The sequence below is a fragment of the Burkholderia sp. THE68 genome, from assembly GCF_009938265.1.
Classification (GTDB): domain Bacteria; phylum Pseudomonadota; class Gammaproteobacteria; order Burkholderiales; family Burkholderiaceae; genus Caballeronia.
Window position 1 is genome coordinate 1,013,722 of the sequence record NZ_AP022316.1, and the last position, 22,673, is coordinate 1,036,394.

Annotated in this window: 14 protein-coding genes; 2 read left to right on the forward strand and 12 right to left on the reverse strand. The window is 64.6% G+C overall.

The features are described 5' to 3' along the window. Positions 1-5 precede the first annotated feature (5 nt). The 3 genes from pdxR to BTHE68_RS18280 all read right to left on the reverse strand — a co-directional run bounded on the left by pdxR (position 6) and on the right by BTHE68_RS18280 (position 3,235). On the reverse strand, positions 6-1,460 hold the full coding sequence (gene pdxR, locus BTHE68_RS18270) for a MocR-like pyridoxine biosynthesis transcription factor PdxR (protein WP_162067684.1): 1,455 nt from the start codon (positions 1,458-1,460) through the stop codon (positions 6-8). Positions 1,461-1,541: 81 nt separating this feature from the next. Further along, on the reverse strand, positions 1,542-1,805 hold the full coding sequence (locus tag BTHE68_RS18275; protein WP_162067685.1) for a helix-turn-helix domain-containing protein: 264 nt from the start codon (positions 1,803-1,805) through the stop codon (positions 1,542-1,544). After that, entirely contained in the window at positions 1,802-3,235 is a 1,434-nt protein-coding gene (locus tag BTHE68_RS18280; RefSeq protein WP_162067686.1) for an aminotransferase-like domain-containing protein, read from the reverse strand. The genes BTHE68_RS18275 and BTHE68_RS18280 overlap by 4 nt, the downstream gene beginning before the upstream one ends. A 150-nt stretch (positions 3,236-3,385) precedes the next feature. Here BTHE68_RS18280 and BTHE68_RS18285 point away from each other — a divergent pair, with 150 nt between their 5' ends. Together BTHE68_RS18285 and BTHE68_RS18290 are read left to right on the forward strand one after the other, a co-directional pair. Beyond that, positions 3,386-5,698, forward strand: a complete 2,313-nt coding sequence (locus tag BTHE68_RS18285; RefSeq protein WP_162067687.1) for an FdhF/YdeP family oxidoreductase — start codon at positions 3,386-3,388, stop codon at positions 5,696-5,698. Positions 5,699-5,814: 116 nt separating this feature from the next. Continuing rightward, complete coding sequence (locus tag BTHE68_RS18290; protein WP_162067688.1) at positions 5,815-5,985, forward strand: hypothetical protein; 171 nt, start codon at positions 5,815-5,817, stop codon at positions 5,983-5,985. 187 nt (positions 5,986-6,172) lie between these two features. On the opposite strand, the gene BTHE68_RS18295 is transcribed toward BTHE68_RS18290, so the two are convergent. From BTHE68_RS18295 to BTHE68_RS18335, 9 genes are all read right to left on the reverse strand, one after another. Continuing rightward, positions 6,173-8,911, reverse strand: a complete 2,739-nt coding sequence (locus BTHE68_RS18295) for an MGH1-like glycoside hydrolase domain-containing protein (RefSeq protein ID WP_162067689.1) — start codon at positions 8,909-8,911, stop codon at positions 6,173-6,175. A gap of 58 nt (positions 8,912-8,969) precedes the next feature. Further along, entirely contained in the window at positions 8,970-10,886 is a 1,917-nt protein-coding gene (locus BTHE68_RS18300) for an amylo-alpha-1,6-glucosidase (protein ID WP_162067690.1), read from the reverse strand. Further along, entirely contained in the window at positions 10,883-11,362 is a 480-nt protein-coding gene (locus tag BTHE68_RS18305; protein ID WP_162067691.1) for a nuclear transport factor 2 family protein, read from the reverse strand. The genes BTHE68_RS18300 and BTHE68_RS18305 overlap by 4 nt, the downstream gene beginning before the upstream one ends. Before the next feature lie 677 nt (positions 11,363-12,039). After that, the gene (locus BTHE68_RS18310) at positions 12,040-13,320 is read right to left on the reverse strand and encodes a DUF445 domain-containing protein (protein ID WP_162067692.1); all 1,281 of its coding nucleotides are present in this window, start codon (positions 13,318-13,320) and stop codon (positions 12,040-12,042) included. An 11-nt stretch (positions 13,321-13,331) separates the two neighbouring features. Further along, a complete protein-coding gene (locus BTHE68_RS18315) occupies positions 13,332-13,751 on the reverse strand; it encodes an ACT domain-containing protein (protein WP_162067693.1) in 420 nt (139 codons plus the stop codon). Beyond that, complete coding sequence (uvrA, locus tag BTHE68_RS18320; RefSeq protein ID WP_162067694.1) at positions 13,741-19,563, reverse strand: excinuclease ABC subunit UvrA; 5,823 nt, start codon at positions 19,561-19,563, stop codon at positions 13,741-13,743. The genes BTHE68_RS18315 and uvrA overlap by 11 nt, the downstream gene beginning before the upstream one ends. A gap of 176 nt (positions 19,564-19,739) precedes the next feature. Beyond that, entirely contained in the window at positions 19,740-20,630 is an 891-nt protein-coding gene (locus BTHE68_RS18325; RefSeq protein WP_162067695.1) for an alpha/beta fold hydrolase, read from the reverse strand. Positions 20,631-20,716: 86 nt separating this feature from the next. Beyond that, positions 20,717-21,844, reverse strand: coding sequence for a succinylglutamate desuccinylase/aspartoacylase family protein (locus BTHE68_RS18330; protein ID WP_162067696.1), 1,128 nt, complete (start codon positions 21,842-21,844; stop codon positions 20,717-20,719). 10 nt (positions 21,845-21,854) lie between these two features. Further along, entirely contained in the window at positions 21,855-22,625 is a 771-nt protein-coding gene (locus tag BTHE68_RS18335; RefSeq protein ID WP_162067697.1) for a transporter substrate-binding domain-containing protein, read from the reverse strand. Between the last annotated feature and the right edge of the window lie 48 nt (positions 22,626-22,673).

Sequence of the window (22,673 nt, forward strand, 5' to 3'; positions counted from 1 at the left end):
GAAGGCTAGCGGGCGAGCGTCGGCATGAGCGCGGCGAGGCGCGTCATGCCGCGCTCGACCGCGGCGGCGTTCGTTCCGCCGTAGCCGAACAGCACGCCCTGCTGCGCCGGCGCGCCCGCGTAGAGCGCGCCGATTCCATACAGCCCGACCGACACGGCGCGCGCCGCCGCGACCACCGCTTCTTCCCGCAACGGTTCCGCGAGCCGCGCCACCAGATGGATTCCCGCCGTCGCGGGCAGCGGCTCGAACCAGGGCGCGAGTTCGCCTCTCAGATGCCCGATCAGTATCGCGCGACGTTCCGCATACGCCTTGTGCATGCGGCGCAGATGCTTCGCGTATTCGCCGTCGAGCATGAACGCGCCGAGCGCCGTCTGCGTCAGCATGCAACTGTGCCAGTCGCCGATCTGCTTGGCGTTCCAGAGCGGCCCGGACAGCGTCGCCGGTGGCACCACGTAGCCGAGCCGCAGATCGGGAAAGAGCGTCTTTGAAAACGTGCCGACATACGCGACCAGCCCGGCGCGATCCAGACTCTTGAGCGATTCCACCGGCCGGCCTTCGAAGCGGAATTCGCCGTCGTAGTCATCCTCGACGATCATCGCGCCGCGCTTCGCCGCCCATTCGAGCAGTTCGACGCGCCGGTCGAGGCTCATGGGCATGCCGAGCGGAAACTGATGCGACGGCGTCACGTAGACGAGCCGCGTGTTGCGCGGCAGCTTCCCGACGATGAGACCTTCGCCGTCCACCGGCACATGTGCGATGCGCGCGCCGAGCGCCGCGAAGATCGCTCGCGCGGGCGGATAGCCCGGCTCCTCGACCGCGACGACATCGCCTGGCTGGAGTGTGACGCGCGCGAGCAGATCGAGCGCCTGTTGCGCGCCCTGCGTCACGAGCACGTCCTGCCAGTTGCACACGACCGCGCGGCTGAACGCGAGATAACGCGCGATGCCGAGCCGCAATTCCTGCTCGCCACCCGGATCGCGATACCCCGCGACGCCGCCGCTCGAGCGCGCCTGCGCGCGCAATGCGTGATTCATACAGCGTCGCCAGACGTCGTGGGGAAAGAGGGATTTGTCGGTCACGCCGCCCTTGAAATCGCAGTCGAGCGTTTCGCGGGCGGGCGGCATGGGCATCGACATGCGTTCGGGCATATTGCGCCAGATGCCGGTCGCGCGGGCGCGGGCCGACGCAACAGGTTCGGGTTGCGCGGACGGCAGGCGCGTGAGCCCTTCCGCGACGAAGGTGCCGTCGCCCGCGCGCGTGCGCAGAAAGCCTTCCGCGATGAGGCGTTCGAAGACTTCGAGCGTGGTCTTGCGCGAGACGCCGAGTTGCACGGCGAGATCGCGCGTGGAAGGAAGGCGCGCGTTCGCGGCGAGCCGCCCTTCGATGATGCCCGCGCGAAGCTGGCCGTAGATCTGGCCGGTAAGGTCGCGGCGGCCGAGCAGGGTGATGTGGATGTCCAAGGGCTGAGCAGTAAGGCTAAGTGGCCACCTATGATGCACCCAGATCTGTCGAATGACGAGGCCATTCGATTTGCGACCCGTTCACGAACCCTCCCCGAACACCGCCCGACACAGCCTCACCCCTTCCTCCGTCAACCACGCGCTTCCTGTCCCTTCTTCGTTCATCTGCATCTCGATAAGCCCGCTATCGGCCAATCCGGTCAATTGCCGTCGCAACGCGCTCATCGGCAGATCGGACTGTTTCGCCAGCTTCGCGAGCGACCACGCGCGCCCGGGCGTTTCCGTCCGCGCGCGCCAGAGCTGCGCCAGCACGGCGACGAGTGCCGGATCGATGTCATCACTCATGCGCGATCTCCCTTGCCGTGGCCAAACTCGCCGACGAGTTCGCCGAGCCGCTGCAACGCGGTCTCGCTCTGCGCGGTCCACGGATAACTGTAATTGAGCCGGATAAAGTGGCTGAAGGCATTGCGCGTCGAGAACATATGGCCCGGCCCGACCGTAATGCCGCTTTCGAGCGCCGCGCGATACAGCCGCATCGAATCGACGCGTTCCGGCAACTCCACCCACAACACGTAACCGCCCTGCGGCGCCGACGTACGCGTGCCCGCCGGGAAAAACCGCTCGACCATCGCGCTCATGATCCGCGACTGCTGCCGATACAGCTTCCGCACGCGCCGCAGATGCCGGTCGTAGCCGTCCTGCCGCAGATAATCGGCGATCGCGACCTGCGGCACCGACGGCGTCGTCAGCGTGTTAAGGAACTTGAGCTTTTCGACCTGCGCCCGATACCGCCCCGGCATCGCCCAGCCGATACGGTACGACGCCGTCAGACTCTTCGAGAACGATGCGCAATGCAGCACCAGCCCTTTCGTGTCGAAGTTCTTGAGCGCCGACGGACGCGCATCGCCGTAATACAACTCGTGATAGACATCGTTCTCGATGACCGGTATCTCATGCGCGGACAACAGCTCGACGAGTTGCCGCTTGCGCTCATCCGGCATCTGGAAGCCGAGCGGATTCTGGAAGTTCGGCATCACCATGCACGCGGCGATCTTCCTGCGCGCGATGATCTGCGCGAGCGCCTCGATGTCGATGCCCTCGGCCGGATGCGTCGGCACCTCGATCGCGCGCATGCCGAGACGCTCGATCGCATGCAGCATCGCGTAGTACGTCGGCGATTCGACCGCGACCGTGTCGCCCGGCTTCGCGACCGCTTGCAGGCTCAGGTTGATTGCCTCGGTCGCGCCGACGGTAATCACGATCTCCTCGGGATCGACCGGCACGCCGTTCTCCGCGTAGCGCCGCGCGATCTGGCGGATCAGTTCCGGATTGCCCGGCGGCAGATCGTCGATGAGGTTCCAGCTCGCATGCCGCCGCGCGATCGCGTTCGCGTACTGGTTGATGCGCCGCCACGGGAACGGCCCGGGATCGGGATACGGCGAGCCGAACGGCACGGCATCGTGCGCGCCGATACTGCGCAAGGTCGAGAGCACGAGCCGGCTCACATCGACCTCCGAGGCGGTCGCGATCACGCGCTTCGGCTGAGTGCGCGCCGCGCTCATTTGCGGCTTCGCGCGCACGAAATAACCTGATTGCGGACGCGTTTCCAGAATGCCGCGGCTTTCCAGAATCGCGTACGCATGCAGCACGGTCTTGATGCTCACGCCGTGCTGCTGGCTCGCCTGCCGCACGGACGCGATCTTTTCGCCCGGCGCGAACACGCCGCGGCGCACGGCTTCCGCGATTTCATCGGCGAGTTTTTCGTAGAGGTTCAACGGGCGCTTTCCGGTGGTTTCGGACGTGAGTTGCAGTCTAGGGCAAAACGCCGCAACTGTATCCCTCCGATTTCGCTTTTTCTGTGCGCCGCGTTCAATTCGGAACACAGTACGCTTCAGTCATCGCATGCTCTACCTCGACCAAACGCCATGACGAAGCCCGAAGCCCGCATCGAACCGTACACACATCCCGCCGCTGGCTGGGGCGCGCTGAAGCAGGTCGCCATCAATCTCGTCAAGGAACGAGTGGCCGGCGGGAACTACCGGACACTCTTCAAGCAGAATCAGCCCAATGGCTTCGATTGCCCCGGCTGCGCGTGGCCGGACCGCGAGCACGCCTCGACCTTCGAGTTCTGCGAGAACGGCGTGAAGGCCGTCGCCGCCGAAGCGACGAGCAAGCGCGTAACGCCCGCGTTCTTCGAGGCGAACACGGTGTCGTCGCTGATGGCGCAAACGGATTACGAACTGGAGCAGCACGGGCGTCTCACCGATCCGCTCGTCTACGATGCGAAGCGCGACCGCTACGTGCCGATCGAATGGAACGATGCGTTCGAACTGATCGCGTCGCACCTGAAGAAACTCGACGATCCGGACCGCGCCGCCTTCTACACTTCCGGCCGCGCGAGCAACGAAGCCGCGTTTCTGTATCAGTTGTTCGTGCGTATGTACGGCACCAACAACTTCCCCGACTGCTCGAACATGTGCCACGAAGCGACGAGCCGCGGCTTGCCGCATACGGTCGGCATCGGCAAGGGCACGGTCACGCTCGACGACTTCGAGCACGCCGACACGCTGCTGCTGTTCGGCCAGAACCCGGCGACGAACCATCCGCGCATGCTCGGCGAACTGCGTGACTGCGCGAAGCGCGGCGCGACCATCGTGTCGATCAATCCGCTAAAGGAGCGCGGCCTCGAACGCTTCGCGAGCCCGCAACACACGCTCGACATGCTCTCGCCGAAGGGCGTGAAAATCAGCTCGGTGTTCGTCCGCCCGAAAGTGGGCGGCGACTTCGCGCTCATCAAGGGCGTCGCGAAGCGCGTGATCGAACTGGACGACGAAGCCCGCGCGAACGGCGCCGAACGCGTGATCGATGCCGATTTCATCGCGGAGCATACGGTCGGTTTCGACGCCTTCGCCGATGACCTGCGCGCCGAAAGCTGGGACGCGATCATCGCGGAATCGGGCGTGGACATGGACGAACTGCTCAATCTCGCCGATATCTACGCGAAAGGCCGCGCCGTCATCGCGACATGGGGCATGGGCCTCACGCAGCACAAGAACTCCGTGCCGACCATTCAGATTCTCTCGAACCTGATGATGATGCGCGGCAATATCGGCCGGCGCGGCGCGGGTCTGTGCCCGGTGCGCGGCCATTCGAACGTGCAGGGTGACCGCACGGTGGGCATCGAGGAAAAGCCGACTCAGGAATTTCTCGACAAGCTCGGCGCCGCGTACGATTTCGAGCCGCCGCGCGAGCACGGCCACGACGTCGTCGAAACCATTCACGCGATGCTCGAAGGCAAGGTGAAGGTGTTCATCGGACTGGGCGGCAATTTTTCGATCGCGACGCCCGACACGCCGCGCACCTGGGAAGCGATGCGCTCGTGCGATCTCACCGTGCACATCACGACCAAGCTCAACCGCAGCCATCTCGTGCATGGCCGCGACGCGCTCATTCTGCCGACGCTCGGCCGCACGGAAATCGACTTGCAGAACGGCGTGCCGCAAGGCGTGAGCGTCGAGGATTCGATGAGCATGGTGCACATCTCGTACGGCATGAACAAGCCAGCCTCGCAGAATCTGCTTTCCGAAGTGGCGATCGTCGCGCGCATGGCGCGTGCGACGCTCGGTTCATCGAAGGTCGACTGGCTCGCGCATGCGGCCGACTACGCGTTGATCCGCGATGGCATCGAAAAAGTGATCGAGGGCTTCGAACGGTATAACGAGCGCCTGAAGCAGCCGGGCGGCTTTCATCTCGGCGTGGCTTCGCGAGATCGCGTCTGGAAGACGCCGAGCGGCAAGGCGCAATTCATCGTGCACGAGATCGCGTTCGATACGCCGATCCACCGCGCCCGCGCGCTTCACGGCGAGCGCCTGATGACGCTCATGACGACGCGCTCGCATGATCAATACAACACGACGATCTACGGCCTCGACGATCGGTATCGCGGTGTGTACGGACAGCGGCACGTGCTGTTCGCCAACCGCGAAGATATCGACATGCTCGGCTTCGAGCCGGGTGAGCTCGTGGATATCACGAGCGTGTGGGACGACGGCGTGGAGCGCCGCGTGGACGGTTTCAAACTCGTCGAATACGACATTCCGCGAGGCTGCCTCGGTGCGTATTACCCGGAAACCAACCCGCTCGTGCCGTTGTCATCGGTTGCGGATGGCGCCGGTACGCCGACGTCGAAGTCCATTCCCGTGTTGTTGACGTCCTCCAGTCAGGCCATTGCTGCCTGAAGTCAGTCATCGCGGACATGTTGCAGAGCGCGTAAAGGCGCGCCTTCTCGCGCTGACGAATGCGACGTTCGAGCGCAGCCGCGCCACTGAACCGGCGATCGATGAATGCGCCCAGCATGGCGAGAATCGCAACCCATGCGATCCATCCGGCGGCGAAGCTGTCGAACTGGCTGCTGAACCACGCGCCGCCCAGCATGGCGGCGGCGAACACCAGCATGACGAGGGTAAGCGGCGGACAGTCCTCGTACTCGATATGGGTAGTGCGGCAGGCTCCCATGCCCAGTTGATAGCCGCTCAACGAATAGGCGCCGATGGAGTAAATCATTCCGTTATCCAAACTGTTATCGATTTGTGCCCATCACAAAATTTACGCAGTTGGAGCGCCCAGCAATACCAGATAATTCCGAACAACATGTTTCGGTGCTTCGCGGTTGACTTTTGCGAAGCACCAAAAAACGCTTGCGGCGCGAGACCTCATTTCGCTCCGGCGAACTCCTGAATATCGGCATCGGCTTCGCCCGCGAGCGGGACGACGCCGGACGGTCCCGTCGCATGCGGATGCAACAGCAGCGCGACCAGTCCGCTCCAGCCCGTCTGATGCGATGCGCCCACGCCGCGCCCGTTGTCGCCGTGGAAGTATTCGTGAAAGAGCACGAGATCGCGCGAGCGCGGATCGGCCTGAAGCAGCGGGTAAGCGCCCATCACCGGGCGTTCGCCGTTTTTATCGAGCAGAAAGAGCGTGGTGACGCGGCGCGCGAGTTCGTCGGCGATCTGGGCGAGCGAGAACTTCTGCCCCGAGCCGGTCGGATATTCGACGCGAAAATCGTCGCCGTAATAGCGATGAAACTCGCGGATCGATTCGATCAGCAGATAATTCACCGGCATCCACACCGGCCCGCGCCAGTTCGAATTGCCGCCGAACACGCGCGAGTCCGATTCCGCCGGAAGGTAGCGGATGCTGAAGCTCTCGCTGTTGTGATAGAAGACGAACGGGTTGTCCAGATGCACGCGCGAGAGCGCGCGCACGCCGTGGTCGGAGAGGAACTCGGTTTCGTCGAGCATGCGCGCGAGGAGCGCCTTCATCCGGTGTCCACGCAACAGCGACAGCAGCACGCTGTTGCCTTGCCCCGCGACATTCCAGCGCGACACGAGCCGCGCGAGATCGGTGCGATGTTCCAGGAACCAGTGCAGGCGCTCGCGCAATTCAGGCAACGAGCGATACACCTTCGGCTCCAGCACGTGCACGGCAAATAGCGGAATCAGCCCGACGATCGAGCGAATTCGCATCGGGATGTTGGAGCCGTCCGGCAGACGCAGCTTGTCGTAGAAGAATTCGTCCTCGCTGTCCCAGAGACCGGTATCGCAGTTGTCCTCGCAGCTCACCGCCTCGGCGATATACAGGAAGTGCTCGAAGAACTTCACCGCGATATCGACGAATACCTTGTTCGCGTACGCCAGCTCCAGCGCGATACGCATCAGGTCGAGCGCGTACGCGGCCATCCACGCGGTGCCGTCGGCCTGATCGATGTGGCCGCCCGTGGGCAGCGGCGACGAACGATCGAAGATGCCCACGTTGTCCAGCCCGAGAAAGCCGCCCTGAAAGATGTTCTTGCCGTCGGCGTCCTTGCGGTTGACCCACCACGAGAAGTTCAGAAGCAGTTTGTGGAACACCAGTTCCAGAAAATCGCGATCGCCCTTGCCCGTGATCGCGCGATCGATTTCGTAGACGCGCCATGTCGCCCACGCGTGCACGGGCGGGTTGGCATCGCTGAAGGCCCATTCGTAGGCGGGCAACTGGCCGTTCGGATGCTGATAGCGGTCCTTCACGAGCAGCAATAACTGACGCTTCGCGAACTCCGGATCGATCAGCGCGAACGCCGCCGCGTGAAACGCGAGATCCCACGACGCGTACCACGGATATTCCCACTTGTCCGGCATCGACACGATGTCCGCGTTGCACAGATGCCGCCAGTCCACGTTGCGCCCGAAGCGCCGCTGTTTCGGCGGCTTCGGCTGGAGCGGGTCGCCGTCGAGCCAGCGCGTCACGTCGAACTGATAGAACTGCTTCGACCACAGCATGCCCGCGAGCGCCTGGCGCTGCACGAGCCGCTGATCGGCATCGACGATGTCGTGTTGCAGCGCGCCGTAGAACTCGTCCGCTTCCGCGAGACGGCGCGCGAAGAGACCGTCGACATCGAGCGGCACGGCGTCAGGCGCGGATTCGGGCCGCCAGCGCAGATACACCACCGCCTTGCCGTGCGGCGCAAGTTCCAGATGCACATGCGCCGCCGCGCGCGTGCCCGTATCGCGGCGGATCGCGTCCGTGTTGCCGTTCAGGATGTAATCATTGAAGCCGTCCTTGAACGGCCCTTCGCCTTCCATATGAAACAGACGTTTGACGTTGGTCTCGTTTTCGCAGAAAAGCCATTCGAAATCCTGAGCATCAGGCGACCATGCGGTGACGACCATCGGTTCGTGATTGCCCTGTTGCGCGAGCACATAGGTTCCCTCGCCCTGCACCGTCTCCACTTTCAGCGACGGCTTCACGGGCGTCTCTTTCCATGACCACGTATTGCGCGCCCAGATCTGCGGCAGCACATCGAGCGCCGCGGAGACGTCGCCGCGATTCTCGATCGTCACGCGCATCAGGATGTCGTCGGCCGTGTGCTTCGCGTATTCGACCTGCACGTCGAAGTAGCGCTCGTCGTCGAACACGCCGGTGTCGAGCACTTCGTACTCGGGCATGTCGGCGCCGCGCCGCGCGTTTTCATCGACGAGATCGGCGTAGGGAAACGCCGCATGCGGATACTTGTAGAGCATACGCATGTAGGAATGCGTCGGCGTGCCGTCGAGGTAGAAGTACAGTTCCTTCACGTCCTCGCCGTGGTTGCCCTCTTCGTTTGTCAGACCGAAGAGCCGCTCCTTGAGGATCGGATCACAGCCGTTCCAGAGCGCGAGCGAGATGCACCAGTTGAGTTTGTCGTCGCCGAAGCCCGCGAGCCCGTCCTCGCCCCAGCGATACGCGCGGCTGCGCGCGTGATCGTGCGGGAAGTATTCCCACGCGGTGCCGAATTCGCTGTAGTCCTCGCGGACCGTGCCCCATTGGCGCTCGCTCAGATACGGGCCCCAGCGCTGCCAGCGCGAGCAGTCCTGCGAATGGAGCCGCGAGCCCTCGACGGTGTCGAGCTGATTGACGGGGCGCGATTTCGGCATGGACGTCTCCTCGTTTGCGAAGGCAACACAGCAGGCAAGACTGGTAATTTAGCGCGTTTCAGCCGGCATCGAGCAGCTTCTCGATACGCAGCAACTCCGCCAGCGACCACGCCTGGAATGGCGTGCCGCCGGGCGTGTGCGGCGCGTCGCCATCGGCGACTTCGCTGACGTGATCGAGGCCGTAGTGATCGAGATGCGCGTACAGCGGCGCGAGAAAGCGCTCGCGCGCGCCCGCCGCGCCGTGCACGCGCACCCATGCCTCGACGAACGGCCCGATCAGCCACGGCCACACGGTGCCTTCGTGATACGCGCCGTCGCGTTCCAGCACGCCGCCCGCGTAGCGCGCCTTGTACGCCGGATCGGACGGCGCGAGCGTGCGCAATCCGAGCGGCGTGAGCAGTTGCGTTTCGACCTGCGCGACGACGGCGCGCGCGATATCGCCATCGACGAGCGGAAACGGCAAACCGCCGACCGCGAAGATCTGATTCGGACGAATCGAGCGATCGACCTTGCCGGACTCGTGATCGGCGTCGACGACATCGAACAGCGTGTGCGTGTCCGGATCGACGAAGCGCGCGGCGAACGCGCCCTGCGCCTGATCGCGCAACGCCTGCCAGTGCGGATTCCACATGCTCGCGATGGAGAGCGCGTTGATCCACAGCGCCTGCACCTCGACCGGCTTGCCGATGCGCGGTGTCACGACCCAGTCGCCCGCCTTCGCGTCCATCCACGTCAGTTGCACGCCGGGCGTGCCCGCACGCAGCAGGCCGTCGGTATCGGCGGCGATGTTGAAGCGCGTGCCGCGCGCATAGCCTTCGAGAATGGCGTCGGCGGCGCGTTGCAGGCGGCTCGTGGTCGCGGCGTGCGCGTGGCCCGTCGCCAGATACTCGTGCACGGCGACGACGAACCACAGCGAGGCATCGACCGAGTTGTACTCGGGCAGCCCGCCGCCGTCCGGGAAGCGGTTCGGCACCATGCCTTCGGAGATCGTGTCGGCCCATTCGAGCAGGATCGATTCCGCTTCCTGATGGCGTCCCGATGCGAGCAGCAGACCGCGCATCGAGATGAAGGTGTCGCGGCCCCAGTCGGTGAACCACGGAAAGCCCGCGATGATCGTGCGCCCGACGTTGCGGTTGACGACATACGCGTCCGCCGAGCGCGCGAGCCGCGAACCCAGCGCCGCGCGGCGCTCCGTTTCCCGCGCCGCCAGCCGTGCTGCATGTGCGAGTGCGCTGTCTTCGAACGGTTTGTCGTGACCGGCGTGCGCGTGCAGGATCATCACGGCGTCGCCGCGCGCGAGGTCGAAGCTGAAGACGCCGGGCGTCGCGAGGTCTTCGACGAAATCGAGGCCGCGCTCGCGTTCGCGCGCATAGCAGAAGTTGCGATACCAGTCGGGCGCGTGCTCGTAGGCGCCGTTCGACGTCGCGCAGATGGCGGGCAGATCGCCGTAGGTTTGCCATTGCACGCGTTCGCCTTCGAGCGTGGCATCGAAGGAAAACGCGGGATTCTCGTGATGCAGCGCGTGATAGTCGCGTCCTGACAGGAGCGGACGCACTTCGAGTTTCGCCGCTTTCGGTGCGCCTTCGAGGTGCCAGCGCAGCACGGTCTCCCGGTCCTCTTTCGCGACGAACACCTCCGCGACGACGGTCGCATCCTCGCCGATGCGAAAGCGCCACGTCGGCCACGGTTCGGTGTCGAAGGAAAGCAGGCTTGCGGATGCGTCCGGGTAGAGCACGTCGGGAGCGTAGCGCTGCATCGTCAGGGGAAAGCGCGTGCCGTTCACGTCGAGCCACGCTTCGATGCCGTTCACGAGCACGACGCGTCCGGCGGGCGGTTGCGTCGCGGCGAGCAGGAGCGCGTGATAACGCCGCGTGCGCGTCGTTCCGACGGTGCCGGAAGCGAAACCGCCGTTGGCATCGGCTTCGAGCCATTCGTCTTCGATATTGCTTTCGTCGGGGCGGTCGATCCGGGTCATGGCGTCGACGCCTTCTGGCGATATGCCTTGAGCGCCGTGCGGGCCTTTTTCTGGATCGCGCGCTGCATCTGCGGCGTCCAGCCGAACAGCCAGCCGCTCACGCCGAGCGCCTGACGGCTCCATCGCCAGAGATCGAAGACATCGGTTTGTTCGACAATCAGGCCGTCGCGGATCGCGAAACGCGACTGGATTGCGTTGACGACGGTGTTGCCCGTGGCGGAATAGGTATAGCACGCGATGGCTTTCGCGCTCGCGGTCTGACCGATGGAGTCGATGCTGTCGTAGGTGAGCGTGAAGTCGGTCGCGCGGCCGAGGAGCATGCGCCACATGTCGCCCGCTTCCGCGCCGCGCAGTACGCCGAAGGCGGGGTCCTGGAAGTGGATGTCGGGGGCGTAGCAGGCGGACATCGCTTCCGCATCGCGGTTCTGGAACGCTGTGTAGAAGCGTTCGATCAGGGCGGTGTTGGCGTTGGGCATTGGTTTTGTTTTGCGCTTTGTCGTGACGCTGCTCTTGGGTTTGTCGCTGGATCCCGTGATCGTGTCGGTCTATTAGCACTGCCCCTGTGCGGGGCGGCAGTCACTTTCTTTGCTGCTGCAAAGAAAGTAACCAAAGAAAGCAGCTCCACACGCCCGCGGTCACACGCAATTTGGCCACTATTCTCATCGTTCGTGGGGTCAGTAGCGAGTGCCCTCGTAGGCCTGACCGGGCGTGGACCGCGCACGGTCTGACGAGCTAGTTCCCTGAACACAAAGGTCCAGCAATCATACATCCGGCACAGCGCTACGCGCTGCCGAAGGGTATGCAAGGGAAACCAACGAGAAAAGAGCAAAGAGCAAAGAGAAACGCAGAAGCCCACGCAGACCCGATGGACCCATCGGCCGCGAAGCGGGCCGGAGCCATTTCGTGCTGAACCAGCGTGTTATGTGGTGCGATGTGACAGACCGTGCGCGGTCCAAGCCCGAGGTGGCCTACGAGGGCACTCGCTACAGACGCCACGAGCGAGGAGAAGGATACCCAAATTGCGTGTGACCGCGGGCGTATCAGGCTGCTTTCTTTGGTTACTTTCTTTGCAGCAGCAAAGAAAGTGACTGCCGCCCCGCACAGGGGCAACGCCAATAAACCAACACGAATACGGGATCCGGCGACAACACCCTCACCCCACCCAAACCGTCACGGCATGAATGAGAATCCCGACAGCCCCCCCAACAAGCGTCCCATTCACGCGAATAAACTGCAAATCCCGCCCGATATTGAGCTCGACATCCCGCACGAGCGTAGCGTCATCCCACTGCTTGACCGTAGCCGCGATATGCTTAGCGATGCCATCGCGCAACTCCGGCGCAAGCGCCTTCAACGCATCGCGCATATGCTCGTTGATCGAATCACGCAACGCCGGATCATTCCCGAGCGCTGCGGCAAAGCTTGCCGCCATCCCCACGACCTTCGTATGCAGCGCCGACTCCGGCCGCCTGATATCCGCATCGAGCCACGCGATGAACTCGTCCCAGAGCCCGTTCACATAGTCGCGCAACTCCGGCCGCTCGAGCCATTCGCGCTTGTGCTCGTCGATTCGCGCCTTGAAGGTCTCATCCGTCTTCAGCCGCTCGACGAACCTTTCCACCGCAGCATCGAACGCACGCCGACGCTCGTGCTCCGGATCGCTGCTCACGTCGTGCAGCCATTGATTCGCGCCGCGCACGAGCCCGGCGGCAAACTTGTTGCCGAGATCCTCGGCGTTCAGCCCGACGAAACCCAGCATGCCGATGAGCTTCGGATACTCCTCGCCCGCCACCGCGACGATGCGCCCCGCAAGCATCTCCTGCACCTCGGGCTTGTCGAGCCAGGCGGCCATCTGCTTCAGGCCTTCGTCGAGCAGCAACTGATGACGCCGGTCCGACGTCAGCGTCGACAGCACGCTGCCCGCCGCGCTCGCGAGATCGAACGACGCCGCGCGGCGACGCAGCGTGTCGTAGAGCATGGTCTTCACGCGCTCGTCGTCGACGAAAGACAGCAACTGGCCCACGGCCGTCACCGCCTTCTTGCCGAGCAGTTCCGCGTTCTTCGGCTCCGCGAGCCACATCGACAGACGGCTCGCCGGATCGAACGCGTTCACGCGCGCGACCAGCGCATCGGTGCCGAGAAAACGGTCGCGCACGAACACGGCGAGATTGTCCGCGACGCGCGCCTTGTTGGCGGGCAGGATCGCCGTGTGCGGAATCGGCACGCCGAGCGGATGGCGAAACAGCGCGACGACCGCAAACCAGTCCGCGAGCGCGCCGACCATCGCGGCTTCCGCGAACGACGACACCCACGCCCACACGCCCGCATCGTGCTGGCTTTTCGCGAGCGCGAACAGGCAACCCGCCGCGACGAGCAATGCAGCGGCGAACCATTTCATTCTTTTGAGCGCGACGGCTTTGTCCTGCGTTTCCATCTATGTCGATTTCATGGTTTTGGAGAGGCCGAAAGCTTACCAGCAGCGCGTTGCAAATCCTGAAGAACGTCGACGGCGCGCTCGCCATCATCGACAGGAACGAAGATGTGATCGTGATACGCCGCCGCAATCACGTTGCAACTGATGTTGGCGTCGCCGAGCGCACGCGCGAACGCCGCCGTCAAACCGACCGCGTGCAGATCGGAATGAACGGTCAGCGTGATCCACGCCGCGCGAAACAGCGGCGCGACGCCCGCCGCCTGCGCCGCGCTTTCCTCCATCACGACCGTCAAGCCCTCGCGCTCGCGAAACGTCGCGACGATGCCCGCGCCGCTCATCGCCGCATCGTGCGGCAGCGACGCGAACACATACACGCCCGGCTGCAACTCCGGCTGCATCGATGCGATCAGCGTATCGAGATCACGCAGCATTTTCGGCCTCCCGCGTGCGCGCAAGCACCGGCCGCAGCGCCGCGCCCGTGTGGCTGCGCGGATGCGTCGCGAGCGTGTCCGGGTCCGCCGCCGCGACGATCGTGCCGCCGTTCACGCCGCCTTCCGGTCCGAGATCGAGCACCCAGTCGGCTTCGGCGATCACATCGAGATCGTGTTCGATGACGATCACGCTATGCCCGCCATCCACCAGCCGATGCAGCACGCGAATCAGCTTCGCGACGTCCGCCATGTGCAAGCCGACCGTCGGCTCATCCAGCACATAGAGCGTGTGCGGCGGCTTCTGGCCGCGGCGCGTGATGTCGTCGCGCACCTTCGACAGTTCGGTGACGAGCTTGATGCGCTGCGCTTCGCCGCCCGACAGCGTAGGCGACGGCTGGCCGAGCGTCAGATAACCGAGCCCGACATCGCACAGCAACTGCAACGGATGCGCGATGCTCTGCATCGACGAGAAGAACTCGACGGCTTCGTCGATCTCCATCGTCAGCACTTCGCCGATGTTCTTGCCGCGCCACGTCACCGCCAGCGTCTCCGGGTTGAAGCGCTGGCCATGACACACGTCGCACGGCACCTTCACGTCGGGCAGGAAGCTCATCGCGATGGTGCGCACGCCCTGGCCTTCGCACGCCGGACAGCGCCCGTCGCCGGTATTGAACGAGAAGCGCGACGGCGTGTAGCCTCGCGCGCGGGCTTCGAGCGTATCGGCGAACAGCTTGCGGATGGTGTCCCACATGCCGATGTACGTCGCCGGACACGAGCGCGGCGTCTTGCCGATCGGCGTCTGATCGACTTCGAGCACGCGATCGATCGCCTCGAAGCCGGTCACGCCGCGACAGCCCTGCCACGCGTGCGCGACATCGAACTTCGGACGCGGCGCTTCGCGCGCGAGCACGCTGGCGCGCGATTTCGTCCCGGGCTTGCTCGTGTCCGACGCCTGCGCCGCCTTGCGCGCACGCCGCACCGCAGGCGACGACAGCACCGAGCGGCCGACGGCATCGAGCAGATTGGTCATCAGCACATCGCGCGCGAGCGTCGACTTGCCTGAGCCCGATACGCCCGTGATCGCGACGAGGCGATTCAACGGCATGCTGGCGGTCACGTTGCGCAGGTTGTGCAGCGTCGCGCCTTCGACCGTCAGCCACTGCTCGGGCACGGCCGACCGCTTCGGCGTTGCTGCACGCACTTCACGGCGCGGCTGCAACGGATGCACGATCGGGTTTGCAAGATACTGCCCCGTCAGCGACGCCTTGTGCGCCGCGAGATCGGTGACGTTGCCTTGCGCGACCACCGTGCCGCCGCGCTTGCCCGCGCCCGGCCCGATATCGATGATGTGATCGGCGCGGCGAATCGTATCCTCGTCATGCTCGACGACCACCAGCGTATTGCCCTTGTCGTTCAGCTTCTTCAGCGCGCTCAACAGGATGAGGTTGTCGCGCGGATGCAAACCGATGGTCGGCTCATCGAGCACATAACACACGCCTTGCAGATTGCTGCCGAGTTGCGCGGCGAGACGAATGCGCTGCGCTTCGCCGCCGGAGAGCGTCGGCGCGGCGCGATCGAGACTCAGATAACCCAGCCCGACTTCTTCGAGAAACTGCAAACGCCCTTCGATTTCGCTGACCACGTCACGCGCGATATCCGCTTCGCGGCCCTTGAGCTTCAGCTTCGAAATCCACTCGCGCGTATCGCTGACGGTCCAGCGGCCCACTTCCGTGATCGGATAGTCGCCGAACGTGACCGCGCGCGCGACATCGTTCAGACGCGTGCCTTCGCAGTCCGGACACGGCTGATCGACGATATCGTCCGGCTCCTGATCCACCGAACCAATGCTCTGCTCGCGGCCGCGATCGTCCTGCGCAAACACCGTATCGTCGAATGCGGCGCGCTGTTCGCGCGTCAGCTTCACGCCCGTGCCGACGCACGTATTGCACCAGCCATGCTTGCTGTTGTACGAGAACATGCGCGGATCGAGTTCGGGATAACTCGTGCTGCAAACCGGACATGCACGCTTGGTCGAGAACACGCGCGTTTCTTCCTTGCCCCGGCGCGCGCCGTCCTGCCACGATCCATGCAGGTCGTCGAGCGGCGCGCACAGATGCATCACGCCCTTGCCGATTTCGAGCGTTTCATCGAGCAGGCGGCGCAGTTCGGCTTCGTTATCCGCCGATACGACCAGGTCCGCGACCGGCAGCTCGATCGTATGTTCGCGGAAGCGGTCGAGCTTCGGCCACGGACTCACCGGCAGAAATTCGCCATCCACGCGCAGATGCGTATTGCCGCGCGCCTTCGCCCATTTCGCGAGATCGGTATAGACGCCCTTGCGATTCACGACGAGCGGCGCGAGCAGGCCTACATGCTGACCCTTGAAGTCGCGCATGATTTGCGCGGCGATCGATTCCGAGCTTTGCGACTGCACCGGCGTGCCATCGTGGATGCAGTGCTGGATGCCGAGCTTCACGTACAGCAGACGCAGGAAGTGCCAGACTTCCGATGTCGTCGCCACCGTCGACTTGCGGCCGCCGCGCGACAGGCGCTGCTCGATCGCGACGGTCGGCGGAATGCCATAGACCGCATCGACTTCGGGACGGCCCGCCGGCTGCACGATGGAGCGCGCATACGCGTTCAGCGATTCGAGGTAGCGGCGCTGGCCTTCGTGAAAGAGGATGTCGAACGCAAGCGTCGACTTGCCCGAACCCGACACGCCCGTCACGACGTTGAACTTGTTGTGCGGGATATCGACATCGAGCGACTTCAGGTTGTGCTCGCGCGCATTCACGATACGCACGACGTTCTCGCCCTGCAGGGCACGGCGCGCGCTCGCGACTTCCGCCGCGCGTTGCAGCGGCACGCCCGCGCGCTTTTCCGCCGCGCCCGGCGCCATCGCTTCTTCGTAGTCGACGAGCGCGCGGCCCGTATGCGACTGCTCGCACGCGGCGACATCGTCCGGCGTGCCGATGCACACCACTTGCCCGCCGCCATCGCCGCCTTCCGGACCGAGATCGATGATCCAGTCCGCCGCGCGAATCACGTCGAGATTGTGTTCGATGACGATCAGCGAATGCCCGCGCTCCAGCAAGCGCCGCAGCGCCTGCATCAGCTTGGCGATGTCGTCGAAGTGCAGGCCCGTGGTCGGCTCGTCGAACATGAAGAGGCGGCGTTCGCTGTTCTTGGCCTGCGAGGTTTCCGCCAGAAAACCCGCGAGCTTGAGACGCTGTGCTTCGCCGCCCGAGAGCGTCGGCACCGGCTGACCGAGCTTCACGTATTCCAGACCGACATCGACGATCGGTTGCAGGACGCGCAGCACTTCCTTGTCCTCGGCAAAGAGCGCGACGGCTTCGCTGACGGTCAGTTCGAGCACGTCCGCGACGCTCAACTGACGGTCGCCGCGCTCGATCTTCACTTCGAGAATTTCCGCGCGATAGCGCCGTCCGTCGCAGTCCGGGCAGCGCAGATAGACATCGCTCAGGAATTGCATCTCGACGTGCTCGAAGCCCGAGCCGCCGCACGTCGGGCAACGGCCATCGCCCGAGTTGAAGCTGAACATGCTCGCGCTGTAGCCGCGCTGCAACGCGAGCGGCGCCTTCGCATAGAGCTTGCGGATTTCATCGAATGCGCCTACGTAGCTCGCCGGATTCGAGCGTGCCGTGCGTCCGATCGGCGACTGATCGACGAACACGACATCGCTCAAATGCTCCGCGCCCTTCAATGCGCGAAACGCGCCGGGCGCTTCCGTCGCTCTGCCGAAGTGACGCATCAGCGCGGGCGCGAGCACGTCCTGAATCAGCGTCGATTTGCCCGAACCCGACACGCCCGTCACGCAGACGAGCCGTTGCAGCGGAATCTCGACCGTGACGTCTTGCAAGTTGTGATCGCTCGCGCCTTCGAGCGTGAGACGCGGCGTGTTCGCATCGACGATGCGCCGGTTCCAGTTCGATGCATGCGCGACATGCTTGCGGCCGCCGAGATACGCGCCGGTCAATGTATCGGTGACCTGAATATCGCCGGGCGCGCCGTCGTAGACGATCTGCCCGCCGCGCTCGCCCGGACCCGGTCCCATGTCGATGAGACGATCCGCCGCGAGCATCACCGAAGGATCGTGCTCGACGACGACGAGCGTATTGCCCGCATCGCGCAGCCGATGCATTGCCTCGACGATGCGGTTCAGATCCCGCGGATGCAGACCGATGCTCGGTTCATCGAGCACGAACAGTGTGTTGACGAGCGATGTGCCGAGCGCGGTCGTCAGGTTGATACGCTGCACTTCGCCGCCGGACAGCGTGCGGCTCTGGCGATCGAGCGTCAGATAGCCGAGGCCCACATCGCAGAGATATTTCAGACGCGTGCGTACTTCCGCGTGCAGCAGCTTGAGCGCTTCATCGAGCAAGGTCGATGGCAGCGTCAGCGAATCGAAGAAGCGGCGGATGCGCTCGATCGGCATCAGCATCAGATCGTGCACGGTGAGGCCCGGCAGGGCTTCGAGCTGCGCGCGTGTCCAGTCGACGCCTTCCGGCTTGAAGCGTTGCGACGGCGGCAATACCGCGTCGGCCTGTTCCTTCGTGCCGAGACGCCACAGCAGCGATTCGGTTTTCAGGCGCGCGCCCGCGCACACCGGACACGTCGTGTAGCTGCGATATTTCGACAGCAGCACGCGGATGTGCATCTTGTACGCCTTCGACTCCAGATAGTCGAAGAAGCGCTGCACGCCGTACCACTGGTTCTGCCACTTGCCGGTCCAGTCGGGCGAGCCCTTGATGACCCAGTCGCGCTCTTCTCGCGTGAGATCCTTCCAGGGCACGCCGAGACGAATGCCCGCCTTCGCGCCGTAACGCACCAGATCGTCCTGATTTTCTTTCCATGCGGGCGTCTGCAGCGTCTTGACCGCGCCTTCGCGCAGAGTCTTGTTTTCGTCAGGGATGACGAGGCCGTAATCGACGCCGATCACGCGGCCGAAGCCACGGCACGTTTCGCACGCGCCGTAGGCGGAGTTGAAGGAGAACAGCGCGGGCTGCGGGTCGGCGTAGCGCAAGTCGCTTTCGGGGCTGTGCAGGCCGGTCGAGAAGCGCCAGATTTCCGGCTCGGTTTCTTCCTTCAGCACATAGACGTTCACGCGCCCGGTGCCGCGCAGCAACGCGCTTTCGATCGCTTCCAGCGCGCGCGAGCGCTCGGTGTTCTGCAAGCGGAAACGATCCGCGACGACATCGAGCATCTGCCGTGCGCCGGTTTCCGTCTGCACGTGACGCTTCGCCTGCACGCGCGTGTAGCCGCTCGCGGACAGCCATTGCTCGACTTCCTCGTCGCTGGCGGTATCGGGCAATTCGACCGGGAACGTGACCGCGAGGCGCGGATCGTCGGCGCGCGTGCGTTCGAGCAGCTCGGCGTAGATCGTTTCGGGCGTGTCGTGGCGCACGCGGTGCGAGGTCTTCTTGTCGAACAGCTCGGCGGCGCGCGCGTAGAACAGCTTCAGGTGGTCGTTCAGCTCGGTCATCGTGCCGACGGTCGAACGCGAACTGCGCACCGGATTCGTCTGGTCGATGGCGATGGCGGGCGGCACGCCGTCCACGCGATCGACCTGCGGGCGGTCCATCCGGTCGAGAAACTGGCGCGCGTAGGCGCTGAAGGTCTCGACGTAGCGCCGCTGACCTTCCGCGTAGAGCGTGTCAAAGACGAGGCTCGACTTGCCGGAGCCGGACGGGCCGGTCACGACGGTCATCTGGCCGGTGTGCAGGTCGAGATCGAGATTCTTCAGATTATGCTGACGAGCGCCACGAATGCGGATTGCGTTGTTCGATGCCAATTTTTCAACCGGTTCAATGAGTTAGGCGGCTTTCGGAGCCGCTTGGCGGTCCGCTCGACCGTTCGGAAGCGCACAGCCGCCATAGCGAACAGTACTGTACACGCATACAGTAATTGTCGCCAAACGTGTCAGGAGTGTCCGCTTCCGGTGCGCAAGACACTCGCCTGATCCGTCGGTCACTTCAGATGCGCGATGACCGCGTCCGCGACGGCGTCCGGCGCTTCGCGCAGGGGAAAGTGCCCCGCTCCGTCGATGACGACGCGTCGATAGCCCGCCGTGAAATATTTTTCCTGGTCTTCCGAACTGGAGGGCTCGTCGCAGGCGTCCGCGCCGCCCTGGATCATTAGCGCGGGCACGTCGATGCGCTCGATCGTCGCCAGCCGGGCGTACAGATCGGCCAGCGCCGGATCGGACGGCTGATCGCCGCGCCAGCGTCGCCGGTAGGCGTTGAGGGTGATCGGCACCCAGTCGGGGTTGTCGAAGGCGCGCGCCGTGGCCGCGAATTCGGCCTCGTCGAACCAGCCGGGCGGCGACCACGTGTCCCACTGCATGCGCGCGAAGCCTTTGGGATCGGCGGCGACGGCGTCGGGGCCGCCGTCGAGCGACATGAACCATTGGTACCAGAAGCGCCGCGCCTGCGAAAAATCCGGCAATTCGAATACGCCGCGCGGCTGATAGGCGAGCGCCAGCGCAGCCATGCGGCGCACGCATTGCGGAAACAATGCGGACATCGTATATGCGGCGCGCGCGCCCCAGTCGTGGCCGACGACATCGAATTGCGCGATGCCGAGCGCGTCCGCGAGATCGATGCAGTCTTTTGCGAGCGCGACGCCCGAGCCGTCGCGCACGGTGTCATCGCGCAGAAAGCGGGTGCCGCCCGCGCCGCGCAACTCGGGCACGATGGTGCGGTAGTTCGCGTCGTTGAGCCGTTTGGCGACCGCGTGCCACGCGCGCGCCGCATCCGGCCAGCCGTGGATCAGCACGACGATTGGAGCGTCGGCGGGACCGGAGTCGGCGTAGGCGATATCGAGCGTGGGCGTGCGGGCGTGGTGTGCGAAGTCCAGCATGGCGAGACTCCTCGGGAGGGAGGAGTCATTCTAGCCATCACGGAAGAGGCGTGCTTGTCGGGACGATCGATCTGCGACGGGCGCCGTCACGCCCCGATCAACACACCTGTGCGCACCGCCTTCTCCCCCGTCACCCGCCCCATCGGCGCCCCCGCATACACGAAGCGAATCGCGCGCCGCATATAAAACACGCCATCATTGCTCGTAGTGACGGTCGTGACGTCATCGGTGATCGGATCGACGATATCGAACACTGCATCGCCTGCTTTCAACAGCGCGCCCACTTTCGCGCGATACACCACGATCCCGCTCACCGGCGCAGTCAACTGCTGGCTGCCCGCGAGCGGCGTCGCCGGTTGCGCGAGCGGCGGCGCGTCGTTCGCTTCGCCTTCGATCACCCCGCGCGCGATCAGATAATCGACGATGGCATCCGCATCCTGCGATGCCGTGTCGTAATCCACGTCCCGTTGCCCGCGATGCTCGATCGTCGCCGCGATATTCGGCGCGCCGAGCGGCGCGCGATCCCCGAGGCGCGCGCGCACCTCGTTCCACAGCAGCGCGTGAACCTCATCGAACGACTGTCCGCCGGAATCGGTCGCGAGCAGCACGCCGTTGGCGCCGAGATAGCGCGCGAGCGGCTCGATCGCGGGCCAGCTCGCGGGGCTCGTATAGACGTGCATCGTCGCTTCGAGCGAGCAATGCAGATCGAGCACGATATCGGCTTGCGACGCCATCGTGAGGAGCGTGAGCCGCAGCGACTCGAACTCGTTCTTCGCGGACATTTCGCCGAGCATCCCGACGAGCGTGTCACGCAGAACGCGCGCGTTGTACGCTGCATCGTCGGATGACAGGCGCGCGCCCATGCGTTCGATCAGCGCGTCGGCGCACGGCAACGGAAAGCCGCGATTGAAATTGTGGCCGCTGTTCGCCTCGAAGCGCCCGAGAAACTGTCCGAGCACGTGCTGCGACAAACCGATCGGATTCGCCACCGGCACGAGCACGATTTCACCGCTCACGCGGCCTGCGGCCTCGAGATCGGCGAGGCGCTTCTTCAAGGTCCACGCGGTGAGCATCGCGGGCGTTTCGTCGGCATGCAGCGAGGACTGGATATAAACCCGTTCGCCGCCGCGCCCGGCGTCGCCGAACTGAAAGCTGACGAGTTCGCGCGAGGTGCCGAGCGTCGTCGAGACGAGCGGTGTGCGTCGTGTCTGCATCGAATGATCCTCAGTCGCCGTACACGTCGAAATCGAAATACTTGCGCGCGATCTTCTGATACGTGCCGTCGGCGCGCATGTCGGTCACGGCCTTGTCGACCTTCGCTTTGAGCGCGGCGTCGTCCTGCCGCAGGCCCATGCCGACGCCGTGATCGCCCATCGAAAGCGGCTCGCCGACGAACGCGAAGCCGGCGCCGCGCGAGGTCTTCAGAAAGCCGTGTTCCGCTTCGACGGAGCCGAGCAGCGCCGCGTCGATCCGGCCGGCGGCGAGGTCGTTGAAGACGCCTTCCTGACTCTGATACGCGACCACTTCTACGCCGCCGGGCTGCCAGTTCTTCATCGCGTAGGTTTCGAACTGGCTGCCGCTCTGCACGCCGACGCGCTTGCCGCGCAGCCCTTCCGCGCTCGCCTTGAGCGGCGCGCCGCTGCGCGCGATCAGACGCGAGCGAAACTGGAACAGCTTGGTGGAAAACGCGATCTGCTTGAGACGCTTGTCGGTGATCGCCATCGACGACATGATCCCGTCGATCTTGCGCGCCTGCAGCGCGGGGATCATCCCCGAGAACTCGAGTTCGACCCATTGGCAACGCATCGCGATGCGGCGGCAGATTTCGTCGCCGAGATCGACGTCGAAGCCCGCGACGTGGCCGTCGGGCGTCTTCACGTCCATCGGCGGATAGCCTGGGTCGATGCCGAGGCGCAAGGTGTCGGCGTCTTTCGCGTGAACCGGCGCGGCGGCCACGAGCGCGGCGGCCAGAAATAAAGAGCTGAGTCTGAACATGAACGCGGTGTCTCCGTAAGGTTGGCACCGATACTACGGCTGCAAAAC